The organism is Blastococcus sp. SYSU D00695 (assembly GCF_054050555.1).
The window spans coordinates 32,198-48,612 of the sequence record NZ_JBJGZP010000002.1 but is presented as its reverse complement, the minus strand read 5'-3'; the positions used below and the strand labels follow the sequence as shown (position 1 = coordinate 48,612).

Annotated in this window: 14 protein-coding genes and 1 riboswitch; of the genes, 7 read left to right on the top strand and 7 right to left on the bottom strand. The window is 77.0% G+C overall.

Annotation, left to right across the window (positions count from 1 at the left end):
• Positions 1 to 30 precede the first annotated feature (30 nt).
• Positions 31 to 2,904, bottom strand: a complete 2,874-nt coding sequence (locus ACI781_RS01735) for a BTAD domain-containing putative transcriptional regulator (RefSeq protein WP_456564349.1) — start codon at positions 2,902 to 2,904, stop codon at positions 31 to 33.
• Between the two features lie 128 nt (positions 2,905 to 3,032).
• Between ACI781_RS01735 and ACI781_RS01730 the strand changes: the two genes are divergently transcribed.
• Both ACI781_RS01730 and ACI781_RS01725 read left to right on the top strand, forming a co-directional pair.
• A complete protein-coding gene (locus ACI781_RS01730; RefSeq protein WP_456564348.1) occupies positions 3,033 to 4,316 on the top strand; it encodes an FAD-binding oxidoreductase in 1,284 nt (427 codons plus the stop codon).
• A gap of 27 nt (positions 4,317 to 4,343) precedes the next feature.
• Positions 4,344 to 4,958 (top strand): DUF1707 SHOCT-like domain-containing protein, encoded by a 615-nt coding sequence (locus ACI781_RS01725; RefSeq protein WP_456564347.1) that lies wholly within the window; start codon positions 4,344 to 4,346, stop codon positions 4,956 to 4,958.
• Positions 4,959 to 4,962: 4 nt separating this feature from the next.
• Here the strand turns inward: ACI781_RS01725 and ACI781_RS01720 are convergent, their stop codons facing one another.
• On the bottom strand, positions 4,963 to 5,349 hold the full coding sequence (locus ACI781_RS01720; protein WP_456564346.1) for a YchJ family protein: 387 nt from the start codon (positions 5,347 to 5,349) through the stop codon (positions 4,963 to 4,965).
• Positions 5,350 to 5,474: 125 nt separating this feature from the next.
• Between ACI781_RS01720 and ACI781_RS01715 the strand changes: the two genes are divergently transcribed.
• Positions 5,475 to 5,858, top strand: coding sequence for a PspC domain-containing protein (locus ACI781_RS01715; RefSeq protein WP_456564345.1), 384 nt, complete (start codon positions 5,475 to 5,477; stop codon positions 5,856 to 5,858).
• Between the two features lie 118 nt (positions 5,859 to 5,976).
• On the top strand, positions 5,977 to 6,180 hold the full coding sequence (locus ACI781_RS01710; protein WP_456564344.1) for a hypothetical protein: 204 nt from the start codon (positions 5,977 to 5,979) through the stop codon (positions 6,178 to 6,180).
• 9 nt (positions 6,181 to 6,189) lie between these two features.
• Here ACI781_RS01710 and ACI781_RS01705 read toward each other — a convergent pair whose 3' ends face one another.
• Complete coding sequence (locus tag ACI781_RS01705) at positions 6,190 to 6,831, bottom strand: dihydrofolate reductase family protein (RefSeq protein WP_456564343.1); 642 nt, start codon at positions 6,829 to 6,831, stop codon at positions 6,190 to 6,192.
• Positions 6,832 to 6,861: 30 nt separating this feature from the next.
• Positions 6,862 to 7,254: a VOC family protein gene (locus ACI781_RS01700; protein WP_456564342.1), complete on the bottom strand. Its 393-nt coding sequence runs from the start codon at positions 7,252 to 7,254 to the stop codon at positions 6,862 to 6,864.
• A 166-nt stretch (positions 7,255 to 7,420) separates the two neighbouring features.
• Here ACI781_RS01700 and ACI781_RS01695 point away from each other — a divergent pair, with 166 nt between their 5' ends.
• Positions 7,421 to 10,168, top strand: coding sequence for an MGH1-like glycoside hydrolase domain-containing protein (locus tag ACI781_RS01695; RefSeq protein WP_456564341.1), 2,748 nt, complete (start codon positions 7,421 to 7,423; stop codon positions 10,166 to 10,168).
• A gap of 203 nt (positions 10,169 to 10,371) precedes the next feature.
• Here the strand turns inward: ACI781_RS01695 and ACI781_RS01690 are convergent, their stop codons facing one another.
• Entirely contained in the window at positions 10,372 to 10,731 is a 360-nt protein-coding gene (locus ACI781_RS01690) for an ArsC/Spx/MgsR family protein (protein ID WP_456564340.1), read from the bottom strand.
• 131 nt (positions 10,732 to 10,862) lie between these two features.
• Here ACI781_RS01690 and ACI781_RS01685 point away from each other — a divergent pair, with 131 nt between their 5' ends.
• A complete protein-coding gene (locus ACI781_RS01685) occupies positions 10,863 to 11,219 on the top strand; it encodes a hypothetical protein (RefSeq protein WP_456564339.1) in 357 nt (118 codons plus the stop codon).
• A 74-nt stretch (positions 11,220 to 11,293) separates the two neighbouring features.
• Here ACI781_RS01685 and ACI781_RS01680 read toward each other — a convergent pair whose 3' ends face one another.
• Positions 11,294 to 11,497, bottom strand: coding sequence for a cold-shock protein (locus ACI781_RS01680; RefSeq protein WP_113840763.1), 204 nt, complete (start codon positions 11,495 to 11,497; stop codon positions 11,294 to 11,296).
• A 566-nt stretch (positions 11,498 to 12,063) separates the two neighbouring features.
• On the opposite strand from ACI781_RS01680, the gene ACI781_RS01675 reads away from it, so the two are divergent.
• Entirely contained in the window at positions 12,064 to 13,722 is a 1,659-nt protein-coding gene (locus ACI781_RS01675) for a bifunctional 3'-5' exonuclease/DNA polymerase (protein ID WP_456564338.1), read from the top strand.
• Between the two features lie 70 nt (positions 13,723 to 13,792).
• Here ACI781_RS01675 and ACI781_RS01670 read toward each other — a convergent pair whose 3' ends face one another.
• Positions 13,793 to 15,640, bottom strand: a complete 1,848-nt coding sequence (locus ACI781_RS01670; RefSeq protein WP_456564337.1) for a phosphoenolpyruvate carboxykinase (GTP) — start codon at positions 15,638 to 15,640, stop codon at positions 13,793 to 13,795.
• A gap of 450 nt (positions 15,641 to 16,090) precedes the next feature.
• A riboswitch (cyclic di-AMP (ydaO/yuaA leader) is annotated at positions 16,091 to 16,238 on the top strand.
• Positions 16,239 to 16,415 lie beyond the last annotated feature (177 nt).

Below are 16,415 nucleotides of genomic sequence, written 5' to 3'. Positions count from 1 at the left end.
GCGCGGGTAGGTCACCGCCCGCCCCGCCGGTCAGCCCGCGGCCAGCCGGCCCACCAGCGCGACGGCGCCACCCAGGTCCAGCTGCGCCCCCTCGGCGACGGCGGCCGCGCGCCCGGGCTCGGGCAGCGCCGTCTCGGTCGCGGTGACGTACCGCTGCCCGTCCGCCGGGTCCATCCGCAGCGGGTCGTAGCCGACCAGCCGGGCGGCGGTCCGCACGGCGCCCAGCAGGACGGCGGCCTCCCGCGGGTGCCCGCCCGCGGTGAGCGCCCCGACCGCGGTGAGCAGCCCGGCCAGCGTGCCGGTGGCGTCGCCCTCGCGGTGGGTCAGGTCGACCATCCGCCACAGCGCCGCCAGCGCCTCCGGTGCCCGCCCGAGGTCGGTCAGCACCTTGGCGCGGATCCACAGCACCGAGGAGTGCGCCCACGAGTGGCCCAGCGCCACGGCGAGCCGCTCGGCCCGGTCCAGGTGGTCGAGGGCGCCCTCGGGGTCCCCGGCGACGCGGGCGAACTGGCCCAGCGTCATGGCGATCTCCGCCTGCACCCACTCGATGCCCGACGCCTCGGCGAGCTCCACGCCGCGGGCGATGTCGCGCTCGGTGCCGCCGTCGGGGTCGGCGTGGCCGATCAGCGCGCCCACGAACGCCCGCAGCACCAGGGCCAGCGCCAGGTCGCCGTCAACCTCGTCCCCGGCGGCCGACACGATCTCGTTGGTCCGGGCCCAGATGGAGGCGACGTCGCCGGAGAGGTAGGCCAGCAGCGCGTCCCCCAGCAGCGCGCCGCTGCGGACGACGGCCGGGGCGTCGGGCGTGGCGTCGAGCGCGGCGGCCAGCCAGCGGCGGCCCTCCTGCACGTGCCCGCGGCGGTACCACCACCAGGCCACGGCCGAGCCGATCCGCAGGGCCGCCTCGCCCTGACCGGTGCCCAGCGCGTGCGCCAGCGCCGCGCGCAGCCCCGGCTGCTCGGCGTCCAGCCGGCGGGCGCTGTCGGTCCACGCCGGCCGGCGCAGCGTCGCCTCCAGCTCCTCGGTGAGCGCGACGAGGAAGGCCAGGTGCCGGTCGCGGAAGCGGCGGTCCTCCTCGGCGGTGAGCCCCTGCTCGGCGTACTGCCGCAGGGTCTCCAGCATGCGGTAGCGGCCCGTCTGGTGGTCCAGCTCCACCAGCGACTTGGCCACCAGCACCCGCAGCAGCGGCAGGGTGGCGCCGTCGACCTCCGGGGCGGCGACGGCGGCGACGGCGTCCGGGCCGAACGTGCCCGGCAGCACCGACACCGCGCGGAACACCGCCAGCTCGGCCGGCTCCAGCAGGTCCACGCTCCACTGCACCGTGGCGGCCAGCGTGCGCTGGTGCGGGGCGGCGGTGCGCCAGCCGCCGGACAGCAGCGCGAACCGGTCGTCGACCCGCGCGGCGACCTCGGCCAGCGGCAGGGTGGTCAGGCAGGCCGCGGCCAGCTCGACGGCCAGCGGCAGGCCGTCGAGCGCGGTGCACAGGTCGCGGACCTGCGCCAGCTCCTCCGCCGAGGGCGTGGCCAGGTGCGGCGCGGCGAGCCGGGCGCGGTCGAGGAACAGCTCCTCGGCGTCGCTGCCGGGCGCGCCGGCGGGCATCGGGCCGCAGGGCACCACCGCCTCGCCGGGGACGCCGAGCGGCTCGCGCGAGGTGGCCAGCACGCGCAGCTCGGGGCAGCGCGCCAGCAGCGTGGCCGCCAGCGCGGCCGCGGCCTCGACGACGTGCTCGCAGTTGTCCAGCACCAGCAGCAGCGGACGGTCCTGGACGGCGGTCGCCACCGCCCCCACCGGGTCGCCGCCGGACAGGCTGACGCCCAGCACCGTGGCCACCTCCGCGGCGACCAGGTCCGGGTCCTCCACGCCGGCGAGCTCGGCCAGCGCGGCCGGGGGAGCGCCGGCCGGGCGGCGGCGCGCGGCCTCCAGCGCCAGCCGGGTCTTGCCGCTGCCGCCGGGGCCGACCAGCGTGACCAGCCGCCGGCCGTCGAGGGCGCCGGCCAGCACGCCCAGCTCCTCGGCGCGGCCGACGAACGCCGTCAGCGGCACCGGCAGCGCGGCGATCGGCAGGGCGGCGGGCGCCGCCGGGGCCGGGGGCGCCGCGGCGGGGACCGGGGTCGGCGGCGCGGCCGGGCGGGCCGGGGCGGCCAGCGCCGGGTCCTGCCGGAGGATCTGGCCGTACAGGTCCTGCAGCGGGCGGCCGGGGTCCACGCCCAGCTCGTCGGCCAGCAGGGCACGGCCCTCGGCGTAGCTCTCCAGCGCCTCCGCCTGCCGGCCCGAGCGGTACAGCGCGAGCATCAGCGACGCGCGCAGCCCCTCGCGCAGCGGCTTGCCGCGCACCAGCTCCTGCAGGTCGTCGACGATCTCGGCGTGCCGGCCCAGCCGCAGGTCCAGCTCGGCGGCGAGCTCCCGGGCGTCCAGCCGCAGCTGCTCCAGCCGCTCGGACTCCTCGGTGGCGAAGGTGGCCGACACGTCGGCGTAGGCGGGGCCGCGCCACAGGGCCAGCCCCTCGGTGACGGCCTCGCGCGCCCCCTCGACGTCGTCGCGGGCGGCGCACTCGCGGGCCGCGCGCAGCAGCCGCACGAAGCGGACCGCGTCGACGTCGTCGGGATCGGCGGCGAGCACGTAGCCGGGGTCGCGGGTCAGCAGCAGCGACCACCGGCCGGCCGAGGCGTCGGGTTCCAGCTCGCGGCGCAGCCGGGAGATCAGCGCCTGCAGCGTGCCCGACGCCGAGGCCGGTGGCTCCCCGCTCCACACCCGGTCGGCCAGCACGTCGACGGGCACCGTGCGGCCCACGTCGACGAGCAGCGCGGCCAGCGTGGCGCGGTGGCGCGCGGTCTGGCCGGGCAGGAGGCGGTCGTCGCGCCGGATCTCGAGCGGGCCGAGGACCCGGAAGGAGGTGCCGCTCATCGGGACGCAGCCTAGGGCCCGCAGCGGCGCCGACCGGCGCGACCTGCTGCGCAAGCGCCGGGCAAGGTCCCGGCAAGGACCCCGGCCGAGGCTCGCCGTGTCCCTCCCCGCACCACCCTGGAGCGCCCGTGCCCCCCGCCGAAGCCCCCGCTGTCGCAGCTCCCGCCGAGCCCGTCCTGCCGCCCGACCTCGCCGCCCGCCTGCGGGCCCGGCTGTCGCCGGGCGCCGAGGTCGCGGGGTCGGTGGTGCGGGTGGCCACGCCCGAGGACGTCGTCGCGGTGGTGCGGCTCGCGGGCCGCAGCGGGCTCGCCGTCCGGGAGGGGACGGCGCCCGCGAACGGCGTGCGGGCCGTCGTCGTCGACACCGGCGCGCTCGACGCGACGGCGGTCCGGCCGTCGGGCTGGGCGCGGACCGGCGCCGGGGTGCGCTGGCCCGCGCTGCTGGACGCCGCCGCGGCGCAGGGGCTGGTCGCCGTCACCGGCGCCTCGGCGGGGGAGCGGGTGGCCGACGCGGTGACCGGCGGCGGCGTGGGCCCGGTCGCGCGGACCTACGGCCTGGCCTCCGACCGCGTCCGCGCGGTCGAGCTCGTGACCGGCGACGGCGTGCTGCGGCGGGCGACGCCCACCGAGGAGGCGGAGCTCTTCTGGGCCGTGCGCGGCGGGGGGCCGGGGCTGGGCGTGGTCACCGCGGTCGAGCTGGAGCTGCTGCCGGGCACGCCGCTGGGGACCGCGTTGCTGCGCTTCCCCGGGGAGGCCGCCCGGCCGGTGCTGCAGGCGTGGCGCGAGTGGGCCCCGGCCCTGCCGCCGCACGCGGGCACCTCGCTGCTGCTGGCCCGGGAGCCAGCCGGCGGCTGCTCGGTGGCGGTGTCGGTCAGCTGGACCGGTGAGCCCGAGGACGGCCTCGAGGTGCTCGCGCCGCTGCGGGACCGCACCCGCCCGCAGGCGCAGGCCCTCGGCGTCCGGCCCCTCGGCGACCTGCGGCCGGCGCCGGTGGGGCCGCCGTCGGCCCGCGAGTCGTCGCTGCTGCTGGACCGGCTGCCGGCCGACGGCGTCGACGGCGTGCTGGCCGCCCTCGGCGGTGGGCTGCCGCGCCGGGTGGAGCTGCGGCTGCTGGGCGGTGCGGTCGGCTGGGCGCCGGCGGTGCCCAGCGCCGTCGGCTCCCGGGACGCGGCCCTGGCGGTGCGCCTGGTCGGCGGCGGGGGAGCCGAGGACGTCGCCGCGACCACCGCCTCGGCGGAGGTGCTGGCCGCGGCTCTGGGCGCGGCCACCGCCGGCCGGGCGGCCGCCCACGGCCGGCCGGCGAGCCCCGACGTGCTGGCCCGCGACCACGCCCCCGCCGTCCGGGACCGGCTGGCCGCGCTGGCCGCCGCCACCGACCCGCACCGCATCCTCGCGGGCGTCGCGCGCCGCTGAACCGCCGCCGGTGGCTACCGTCCTGGCATGACGAGCAGCGGCGACCCCGACGGCACGGCAGAGCAGGGGGTCCGCGCCTCGGACGCCGAGCGGCACGCCGTCGTCGAGCGGCTCGAGGCGGCCGCCGCGGAGGGGCGCCTGGACCCCGAGGAGCTGCGGACCCGCACCGGCGCGGCCTACGACGCGCGCACCCTCGCCGACCTCGCGGCGCTCACCGCGGACCTGCCGCGGGTCGAGGGCCTGGCGGTGCGCCCGGCCGGGCCGCCCGCCGTCCCGTCGGCCGCGCCGGACTCGGCGCCGCCCGTGGTGGCCGTCTTCGGCGGAGCCGAGCGCCGGGGACGCCGCCAGCCGGCGGAGCGGGAGTCGGCGCTGGCCGTCTTCGGCGGGGTCGTCCTGGACTACCGGGAGGCCGAGCCCTTCCCGCCGGTGCTGCAGCTGCGGGCGACCGCGGTCTTCGGCGGCATCGACGTCGTCCTGCCCGAGGGCGCGACCGTGGAGATGACCGGCTTCGCGCTGTTCGGCGGTCGCAGTGCGAAGGTGGCCCCCGCCGCGCCCGGGGCGTCGCCCGGCCCGGTGGTGCGGCTGCGCGCCGTCGCCGTCTTCGGCGGCGTGGCCGTGCGCAGCGCCCGCCCCGGCGAGTGACCGCTCAGGGCAGCGCGACGCCGTCCAGGTAGGACCAGCGGCCGCCCTCGCGGACGAACCGGCTGTCCTCGTGCTGGGCACCGCGCCGGCCGTCGCGCACCCACGACGCCCGGAACTCCACCGTGCCCTCGGCCGCCAGCATCGACCCGCCGCCGGTGGCCAGCACCTCCAGCCCGGTCCACCGCACCTGCGGGTCCAGCTCCAGCGACGTCGGCCGGGTCGAGGGGTGCCAGGTGGCCAGCAGGTAGGCGGCGTCCCCGACGGCGAAGGCGCTGTAGCGCGAGCGCATCAGCTGCTCGGCGGTCGCCGCGGACGCCGTCCCCTCGTGCAGCCGGCCGCAGCACTCGGCGAGGACCAGGCCGGTGCCGCAGGGACAGCGTCGGGGAGTCACCCGGCCAGTCTCCCCGGCCGTGTCCTCCCGGTGTGGCGCCGGGGGATCCCCCCACCCGCAGGACCGGGGACGGATCCGGGCGTTCCCGGATGGGCAGGGGACCGGCGGCCGGACAGGCTCGTCCCATGACCTCGACCGCCCCTCCCGCCGCCCAGCTGCCCCCCACCCCGCCCGCTGAGCTGCCCCCCGCCCCGCCCGCTGAGCTGCCCCCCGCCCCGCCCGCCGGGCCCGGGTCGCGCCCGCCGCTGCAGCGCGCCCGCACCGGCACGATGCTCGGCGGCGTCTGCCGCGGGCTCGCCGACGCCACCGGCACGGACGTCGTCCTGTGGCGGGCCGGCGTCCTGGTCCTCGCCCTCACCGGCGTGGGCCTCCTCGCCTACGGCGTGGCGTGGGTGGCGCTGCCCGCCGCGCCCCTGCCGCCCGGCGGGCGCCCCGCGCCGCTGGACCCGTGCGTGGAGCGCCTGCACGGCGGCCTGTCCCGGCTGCTCTCGGGCTCGCGCCGCGGCTGAGCGTGCCCCCATCGGGGGAGCGCGCGGCGCGCGGCGGGAACGCCGCGCGCCGCGGTGGGCGTTGGACCGGGTGCGCGGCGCCCTCCCGGTGTGCCCGGCGCCCGACCGAGGGGGAGCGATGGAATACCTGAAGCGCCTGCAGTACGAGCGGCCGGTGCTGTACTGGATCGTCCTGCTGGTCGGCTTCTTCGTGGCCTTCCAGCTGCTGCTGTTCGTGGCCCGGCTGCTGCTCGGCGGCTTCGCGCTGCCGGCGTGGGCGCCGATCGCGCTCGTGGTCGGCGCCCTCGTGCTCGTCGCGCGCCGCCAGCAGCGCTCCCGCTGACCGGTCCCGTCACGGCCTCGTGAACGTGAGGTGGACGACGCCGCCGGGGGAGGCGACCGCCTCCACCGTGTAGCCCGCCTCCACCGCCTCGAGCCCGTCCCACAGCCGCACCCCGCGGCCGAGCACGATCGGCACCTGCACCACGTGGACGTGGTCGACCAGCCCCGCGGCGATGAAGTCGCGGGCCACGGTCGGCCCGCCACCGATGCGCACGTCCCGGCCGCCCGCCGCCTCGCGGGCGACCGCGAGCGCCTCGGCGGGCGAGGCGTCCAGGAAGTGGAACGTCGTCCCGCCCTGCATCTCGATCGGCGGCCGGGGCCGGTGGGTGAGCACGAACGTCGGGGTGTGGAACGGCGGGTCCGCACCCCACCAGCCCGTCCACGCGGGGTCGTCCTGCCAGCCGGGCGGGCCGAACTTGTTCGCGCCCATGATCTCGGCGCCGATCCCCGGCTCGTGCTGCTGGGCGAACGCGTCGTCCACGCCGGCGGTGCCGCCCTCCCGGCCGATCATGGGCGCGCCGAAGCGGGTGGCCATCATCCACTCGTGCAGCCGGTGCCCGGCGTGCCCGAACGGCGTCTCCAGCGACTGGCCCTCCCCGGTGGCGAACCCGTCCAGGGACACCGAGAGGTTGTGGATGCGGGTCCGGCTCATCTGCGTGCTCCTGTCGCTCGACGGGGGTGGTCAGTACGTGTCGCCACGGCGCCAGCTCATCTCCTGCAGCGTGAGCGTGTTGCCGTCGGGGTCGGCGAACCCCGCGTACCGGACCCCGCCGCCGACGTCGAGCACCTCGCCGACCTCGATGCCGCGGCCGAGCAGCTCGCGGCGCGCGGCCTCGACGTCCTCCACGACGAGGTGCAGCGCCTTCACCGAGCCGGGCGGCGCCTCGTCGTAGGCGGGCAGCCCGGTGCCCAGCCCGATCGAGCAGCCCGAACCCGGCGGGGTCAGCTGCACCACCCGCACCCCCGGGGCGGGCGTCACGTCGACGTCGGCCACGAACCCCACCGCCAGGTAGAACTCCTTGGCGCGGTCCACGTCGGTGACCGGGACCGGCACCAGCTCGAGCTTCATGTCCATGGGGGGACTCTCCTCCGTCGTCGGGAACCGGCAGTCAGGACCGCCGGAGGGCGCGGAACCCATCGGTCGCCGTCCCGTCAGTGACGCTCGCCCCCTCGACCACAGGAGACACGGGGGCAACCGGGGGCGTGCCAGGACGGTCCGGCCGCCGTGTCACTGTGGGGCGGTGACAGCCGCAGCACCCGGCGTCCCCGCCGCTCCGCGCACCCCGGCGGACCGGCCCCCGGACGCCCCCGCCCCGGAGGGCACGGCACCCCGCACCGCCGAGCACGCCCGGCTGGCCGAGTCGGCCGGCATGACCGCGCCCTGGCGGACCTGGGGGCCCTACCTCGCGGGCCGGCAGTGGGGGACCGTCCGGGAGGACTACTCCGAAGACGGCGACGCCTGGGCCTCCTTCCCGTTCGACCACGCGCACGCCCGCGCCTACCGGTGGGGCGAGGACGGGCTGGGCGGCATCTGCGACCGCTTCGGCTTCCTCAACTTCTCCGTGGCGCTGTGGAACGGGCGCGACCCGATCCTCAAGGAGCGGCTGTTCGGCCTCACCAACGAGGAGGGCAACCACGGCGAGGACGCCAAGGAGCACTGGTGGGCCGTCGACGGCACGCCCACGCACTCCTGGATGCAGTGGCTCTACCGCTACCCGCAGGCCGAGTACCCCTACGCGGAGCTCCGCGAGGAGAACGCCCGCCGCTCCAAGCTCGAGCGCGAGTACGAGCTCGCCGACACCGGCGTGCTCGACGAGGACCGCTTCTTCGACGTCCAGGTCACCTACGCCAAGGCCGGCCCGGAGGACGTGTGCATCGTCGTCACCGCGACCAACCACGGCCCGGAGGCGGCCCCGCTGCACCTGCTGCCGCAGGTCTGGTTCCGCAACACGTGGTCCTGGGGCGGCGACAAGCGCCAGGGCGTCATCACGCAGCTGCTGGCGCCCACCCTCACGGTCTCGGGCCTGGAGGCGGTCGAGTGCGAGCACGGCTACCTGGGCCGGTACGTGCTGGCCGCCGAGGGGGCGCCCGACGTCCTGCACTGCGACAACGAGACCGACGCCGTCACCCTGTTCGGCGCGCCGCAGAACACCACGAAGTACCCCAAGGACGGCATCGGCCGCCGGGTCGTCCAGGGCGACCGGGCGGCGGTCAACCCCGCCGGCACCGGCACCAAGGCCGCGTTCTGGTACCGGTGGGACGCCGTCGCCCCGGGGGAGACGGTCACCGTCCGGCTGCGGCTGCGGCAGGCCGACCCCGACGACGAGGTGTTCGGCGCGGAGTTCGACGCGGTGCTCGCCACCCGGGCGGCCGAGGCGGACGAGTTCTACGGCACGGTCATCCACCCGGACCTCGCCGACGAGGACCGGCACGTCGCCCGCCGCGCCTACGCCGGCCTGCTGTGGACCAAGCAGCTGTACCGCTTCGACGTCTCCCAGTGGCTCGACGGCGACCCGGGGTCGCCGGCGCCGGAGTCGCGACGGAAGCGGGGACGGCGCAACTCCGGGTGGCGGCACCTGGCGCTGGCCGACGTCATCTCGATGCCGGACGAGTGGGAGTACCCGTGGTTCGCCGCGTGGGACACCGCCTTCCACTGCATCCCCCTCGCCCACGTGGACCCGGACTTCGCCAAGGAGCAGCTGGTCCTCATGTGCCGGGAGTGGGCCATGCACCCCAACGGGCAGCTGCCCGCGTACGAGTGGGCCTTCGGCGACGTCAACCCGCCGGTGCACGCCTGGGCGGCCTGGCACGTCTACCGGATCGACGGCTACCGGGACCGGCAGTTCCTCATCCGGGTGTTCACCAAGCTGCTGCTGAACTTCTCCTGGTGGGTCAACCGCAAGGACGCCACCGGCTCGGGCCTGTTCGAGGGCGGCTTCCTCGGCATGGACAACATCGCGCTGTTCGACCGCTCCGCGCCGCTGCCGCCCGGCTACCGGCTGGAGCAGTCCGACGCGACCAGCTGGATGGCGTTCTACTGCCAGCAGATGTTCAAGATCGCCCTGGAGCTGTCCCGGTTCGACCAGGCGTGGGACTCGACGGCGACCAAGTTCCTCGAGCACTTCCTGTCGATCGCGCAGGCCATGAACTCGTTCGGCTCGCACGAGGAGTCGCTGTGGAACGAGGAGGACGGCTTCTTCTACGACGTCCTCGTCGGGCCCGAGGGGTCCGCCGAGCCGCTGCGGGTGCGCTCGATGGTCGGGCTGCTGCCGATCCTGGGCGTCACCGAGGTGCCGTCGTGGATCCAGTCCGAGTGCCCCGACGTCGCCAACCAGCTGCGCTGGCTGCAGCGGCGGCGACCGGAGCTCATGGGTCCGCTGCGCAGCCGGTCGGCGCCCGAGGGCCGCAAGATGATCCTGTCGCTGGTCGACCGCGAGCGGCTGGAGCGCATCCTGCGCCGCATGTTCGACACCGACGAGTTCCTGTCGCCGTACGGGATCCGGTCGCTGTCGAAGTCCACCGGCCACGTCGTCGCGCAGGTCGGCGGCCGGGACGTGTCCATCGAGTACGAGCCGGGGGAGTCGCGCACCAAGCTGTTCGGCGGCAACTCCAACTGGCGCGGCCCGGTGTGGTTCCCGGTCAACGTGCTGCTGGCCGACAAGCTGCGCACGCTCGGCCGGTTCTACGGCGACTCGTTCACCATCGAGATCCCGACGGGCTCGGGCGAGCACCGGACGCTGGTCGAGGCCGCCGACCTGATCGACAGCAGCCTCACCGCGCTGTTCCGGCCCGTCGACGGCAAGCGCCCGGCCGACGGCAAGCGGATCGAGGCCACCGAGTCGCCGCTGTGGAGCGCGCACCCGACGTTCAGCGAGTTCTTCGACGGCGACACCGGCGAGGGCCTGGGCGCCTCCCACCAGACCGGCTGGACCGCGCTGGTCGCGCACCTGCTCAACCCGCGGCTGCCCGTCGACCCCCGCTTCGCCTGACCCGCCCCGCCGTCCCCGCCCGCTGCCCCTGCACCCCGCCGTCCCCGCCCGCTGCCCCTGCACCCCGCCGTCCCCGCCCGCTGCCCCTGCCGAGATCGGCGATCTCGGCGGTGTGCGGGGCTGATGCCGCCGAGATCGCCGATCTCGGCGTCGGGGGCGTCCGGGGGTGCGGGGCGGGCGGCGGGTCGGGAGTGCGGGGCGGGTCAGCCGCGGGCGGCGGCGACGACCTCGGCGAGCGTCTCGCCGTCGCGGGCGATCCAGGCGCGGCCGTCGTCCCCGAGGACGATCGGGCGCTGGATCAGCTCGGGGTTCTCCACCAGCACGCGGATCCACGCCTCGGGGTCCCGCGGCGCGTCGGCCAGCCCGAGCTCGCGGGCGCGCGGCTCGGCCAGGCGCGTGACGTCCCACGGCTGCAGCCCGAGGGCGCTCAGCGCGGCGCGCAGCTCGTCGGCGGACGGCGGCTCGTCGAGGTAGCGCCGCACGCGGTACTCGACGCCGGCCTCGTCGAGCCGGGCCGTCGCGGTGCGGCACTTGGAACAGGACGGGTTGGACCAGACCTCCACACGCCGACCCTAGGCAACGGGCGGGGACCCCGTCGCCGGCGGACCCGCGGGCCCGCCCCGCGGGCGGGGGTTAGGGTCGTCGGCGACGAGGAACGGTGCCTGTCGGGTGCCACGACGGGGAGGAACGACCAGTGACCGACGGAGGGCCCGGCCATACCGAGGACGAGGGCCCGGTCGCGCCGCCGATCCCGTCGTTCGAGTCGCTGCGCGCGCCCGCGCGCCGGTCCGCCATCGACCTGCTGCTGCCCGCGGCCGACCCGGCCGACCCGGACACGGGCGCGGACACCGCTCCGGCTCCCGACGCCGTCCCGGCCCCCGACGCCGTCCCGGCCCCCGAGGCCGCCGCGGCGGCCCGGCCCGCGCCTGCGGTGACCCCGCGTCCCGCCGAGTGGGGGGACCTGCTCGCGTTCGGCGCCCGGCTGGGCGGCTGCGCGGCGCGGCTGGTCTCCGACGGGCTCGGCGAGCTGCGGTCGCTGCTGCGCGGCTGACCCCGCGGGGCGACCCCGGGAACGCGAGAGGGGCCACGGCGCGTCGCGCCGGGGCCCCTCTCTGCGTCGTCGGATCAGACGGCGCGGACGTTCTCCGCCTGCGGGCCCTTCTGGCCCTGCGTGACGTCGAACTCGACCTGCTGGCCCTCGTCGAGGGACTTGTAGCCGGTGCCGGTGATGGCGGAGTAGTGGCAGAAGACGTCGGCGCCGCCGCCGTCCTGGGCGATGAAGCCGAAGCCCTTCTCCGCGTTGAACCACTTCACAGTGCCGGTAGCCATGCTGTTCTCATTCCGTGCTGGAGGTGTCCGGCCCGGTACGACACCGGGTCGGGGTCGCCGCACCGACCGGCAGGACCGAGAGGAACGTCAGGCACAGAGACGACTGCGGACGTCCGAGAACGAAGCAGAGGTACGACAGCGACCGTCGCCCACTGTAGGCGATGACGGACGCGCCGTCGACGCCCTCCCACCGCGCCCCCTCCCCGGGCAGGGGGTCACCAGCGCAGCGGGTGCGTCTCCCGGGACTGCGCCGTCCGGCAGGCGCGGCAGTTGCCCCACGAGGCGATGGCCAGCGGCGTGGTGGGTCCGCCGCACTCGGGGCACTCCACCGCCTGGTCGCCCTCCGCCCGGGCCCGGGCGATCTGGTCGGCGCGCTCGACGTGCCGGGCGGCGTCCCCCCGGCAGGGGCAGCCCAGCTCGGCGTCGGCGCAGAGTCCGCGGTGTACGGCGATGGGGCCCTCCTCGGGTCACGACGACGCTACCCCGGCCCGGCCCCGCCGGACCCGGGCTCCGGGGGCAGCGCGCCGTGCGCCGTGCGCGTCGGTGCCCTCGGCGAGACTGCGGGGGTGCACCGCGTCCTGCTCCGGCGGCTGCCGGGCGGCGGCGTGTCCGCCCAGGAACGGCCGGACGACGGCGCCCCCGGGGTACCGACGGCGATCGACCCCGGCGACCTGGCCGGCTGGGTCCGCGACCGGGAGGCGGGCGGGGTCCGCTGGGTCTGGGACGACACGACCCGCTGGTATCCCGCGCTGCTGGCGGCCGGGGTCCGCGTCGAGCGCTGCACGGACCTGCGGCTGTGCCACGCCGTCCTGCGGCGCTCGCCCTTCGCCGACCAGGCGCTGCTCGCCGGCCCCGACACCGCCGGCTGGGACGCGCTCGCCCCCGTCGGCGACCCCGACGCCGCCCTCTTCCCGCTCGCCGACCCCGCCGACGCGCTGGACCCGGCCGCGGAGGACGACCGGCAGCGGGCGGTGGTGGCCGCCTCCCCGCAGCGGGGCCGGCTGGCGCTGCTGCTGGCCGCGGAGTCCTCCGGCGCCCTGGTCGCCGCCGAGATGACCGCCGCCGGGCTGCCCTGGCGCGCCGACGTGCACGACCGGCTGCTCACCGGGTTGCTCGGCCCGCGCCCGCCGGCGGGGCTGCGCCCGGCCGTCCTGGAGCGGCTGGCCGGGGAGGTCCGGGTCGCGCTGGCCGCCTTCGACCTCAACCCCGACTCCCCGGCCGACCTGCTGCGGTCCCTGCAGGCGGCCGGACTGCCCGTGGCCGACACCCGGTCCTGGACGCTCGAGCGCCTCGAGCACCCCGTGGTCCCGGCGCTGCTGGAGTACAAGCGGCTGGCCCGGCTGCTGGCCGCCAACGGGTGGGCGTGGCTGGACACGTGGGCCCGCGGCGGCCGCTTCCGGCCGACCTACCTGCCCGGCGGGGTGGTCACCGGCCGCTGGGCGTCCTCGGGCGGCGGCGCCCTGTCGGTGCCCGCGGTGGTCCGCCCGGCGGCCGTCGCCGACGCGGGGCACCGGCTCGTGGTGGCCGACGTCGCGCAGCTCGAGCCGCGCGTGCTGGCCGCGATGAGCGGCGACACCGCGATGGCCGAGGCCGCCCGGGCCGCCGACCTCTACGAGGGCATGGTCGCCGGTGGCGCCGTGGCGACCCGGGCGGAGGCGAAGCTCGGCATCCTCGGCGCGATGTACGGCGGCACCCGCGGCGAGAGCGGGCGCATGCTGCCCCGGCTGGCCCGCCGCTACCCCCGGGCCGTCGGGCTGGTGGAGGAGGCCGCGCGGGCGGGGGAGAGCGGCCGGGTGGTGCACACCCTGCTGGGCCGCGGGTCACCGGCTCCCGGCGGGGCCTGGGCGCAGCGCCCGGTCGACCTCGGCGAGGCGCCGGAGGAGTCGGGCCCGCGCGCCGACCGCGACCGCGAGCGCCGCGCCTGGGGCCGGTTCACCCGCAACTTCGTCGTCCAGGGCACCGGCGCCGAGTGGGCGCTGTGCTGGCTGGCCGACCTGCGCAACCGGCTGTGGCGGATGGGGGAGGGGCGCCTGGAGGACCGCCCGCACCTGGTCTTCTTCCTGCACGACGAGGTCGTCGTCCACACCCGGGAGGAGCTGGCCGGCGCGGTGGTCGAGGAGGTCCGCGCCGCCGCGGCCACCGCCGGGCGGCTGCTGTTCGGCGACTTCCCGGTGGACTTCCCGCTCGACGTCGCCGTCGTCCGTTCCTGGGCCGACGCCGGCTGAGCCCGCAGACGGCGGGACCCCCGCAGCCGGTCGGCTGCGGGGGTCCCGGGTCGTGCTCAGGCGGGGCCGGTCACTGCTCCCGCTCGGCGTCGAGCGCGGCGGCCACCCGGCGGTGGGCCTCCCAGATCGGCTCGGGCATGCCCGGGAAGAGCTTCAGGTGCTCCTCGCGGTGGCCCATCTCCTGGCACCAGCGCTCGGTGTCGATGGTGAGGAGCTTCTCCAGGTCGCCGTCGCGCAGGTCGACGCCGTCGAGCTCGAGCTCCTCGGGCAGCGGCACGATGCCGACCGGGGTCTGCCGGCCGGTGACCTCGCCGTTCTTCAGCTGCATGAGCCACAGCAGGGGGCGCAGGTTGTCCCGGTACCCGGGCCACAGGAAGTGGCCGTCCTGCGGGTCGCGCTGGAACCAGTTCACGTGGGCGAAGAGCGGCTGCTCCTTCGCCGCCCCGATGACCTTCAGCCAGTGCGCGGCGTAGGTGGCCTCGGGGGTCGCCATGAACGGGCGCATCGACATCGGGTCGTAGCGCAGCACGCCCTCGGTGCCCTCGGCGGCGAAGGTCGCCTCGGCGCCCAGGGTGAGACCGTCGTAGACGCCCTCGGCGAGGTCGGTGATCGCGCGGATCAGCGGCTCGCGGTCGCGGGTGCGGCCACCGAAGATGATGGCGTCGACCGGCACGCCCTTGGGGCTGTCGAAGTCCGGCGCCAGGTTGGGCACGTTGGCCAGCGTGGTGGTGAACCGGCTGTTCGGGTGCGCCCACGGGGCACCGCGGTCGGCCTCGGACCGCTCGCTGATGAGCGCGCCCTGCCAGTCGCGCCAGCCGGTGACGTCGGCCGGCGGCTCGGGCGTCTTGCCCTCCCACCAGACGTCGGCGGTCTGCTCGTTGTAGGCGACGTTGGTGAAGATCGTGCCGGTGCCCTCGGTGATCGCCTCGACCGCCGTGGGGTTCGTCGCCTCGTTGGTGTCCTTGGCGACGCCGAACACGCCGTACTCGGGGTTGATCGCGTAGATCTTCCCGTCCTCGGGGTCGACCCGCAGCCAGGCGATGTCGTCGCCGTAGAACGTGACGTGGTAGCGGTCGCCGAGGACGTCGGGGGCCAGCGTCATCGCCAGGTTGGTCTTGCCCGAGGCGCTGGGCATGCCGCCGCAGACGTGGTACTTGCGGCCGGTCTGCTTGTCGGTGATCCCCAGGAGCATGAACTGCTCGGCGAGGAACTCCCCGGACCGCCAGCCGTCGTAGGCGCCCTGGCGCAGGCCGTGGGCGATCTTGCCCAGCAGCGCGTTGCCGCCGTAGGACGAGCCGTAGTGCAGGATCGTGCGCTCGTCGGCGACGGTGACGAAGTACCGCTGGTCGTCGGCGGTGCCGTGGCCGAGCTCGTCCAGGTTCCCGGTGACGTGCACGCCGCGGACGAAGCTGTCCTGGTCGGCCAGGTCGTTGACGTACTGGACGCCGACGCGCGCCATGCGGTTCATGTGCAGCACGACCGTGCGCGTGTCGGTCAGCTCGACGCCCGTGGCGTACTGCTCGAGCGGCGACCCGGGCGGGGCCATGAGGTAGGGGACGACGTACATCGTCTTGCCGGCCGAGGCGCCCTTCATGCGCTCGGTCAGCAGCGGGCGCATCTCCGACGCCGGCTTCCAGTTGTTGTAGACGCCCTTGTCCGCCTCGTCGTTGGTCGCGACGACGGTGCGCTCCTCGGAGCGGGCGGTGTCCTTCGGGTGGCTGCGCGAGTAGTAGCGGCCCTCCCCGGCCGGCAGCAGCTCCCCGGCCTCCAGCGCCTCCTGGATCAGCCGGGCGTCGTCGGAGGCGTTGACCACCTCCACCCGGGCGGCACCGGTGTGCTCTGCCCACTGGCGGACGAAGTCGCGGACGCGACTGTTCTTCACCCCTGCTTCGTCGAGCACGGCGTCAACGGCTGCCACGACTGCACCTCTCCCTCGCGGGACATCCACTGAGCGCGCCTCCCGACGTGCGCGCTGCGGCCCGCTGGGTCGGCAACTTACCGATCCCGTCGCGCCCCGTTGACAGCAGTGGCCCGCCCGTCACCCGTTCCGGAGCGCAGCGCGGGCCCGCCGGCCACCCGGACGGGTCCGCGCTGTGATGCTCCGCACGGCCCCGGCCGTCCGGCGGGGGTGGTCGGGCGCCGGTCGCGGCGGTCGTCCCGCCGCTGCCCGCCGGTCGCACGGGGCGCCGGGGCGGCTGGTCACGGCGGTCCGGCCGGGGTGTGGGGGCCCCGCCGGCCGGGGCCGCGGCGGCGTGGCCGGGAGTGGTGCCCGCGGTCCCGGGCGCGGGCCGCCGCGATTGTCACGACCCGGTAACGCGTCTACGGTGGCCGCGTCCCTCCGGCCCCAGGGGCCCCGTCCGGGGTCTACCGGAGGACGCCGCCGAGTCGCCCTCCGGGGCGAGCCGGGGACCCACCGCAGTACTGGGGTGAATCCCGTCCCGCACGTCCGGGGACGGGTAGGGCCGCTTCCCGCCCGAACCCGTCAGCTAACTCGGTAGGCGGCCGACGGAAGAAACGGAGAGCCGCCACGTGGCGCGCTTGAGTACCCCCGCACGACCCCGCCGCACCCCGTACTCCCGCAGCCGGGTGCGCCCGCGCGGCTGAGGCCCCGCGACCCGCCGACCGCCACCGCCCCGCCCTCCGCCCGGAGGCTGCCGGGGTCGTGCGCCGGTCCGGTCGCCGCTGCCCCCGCA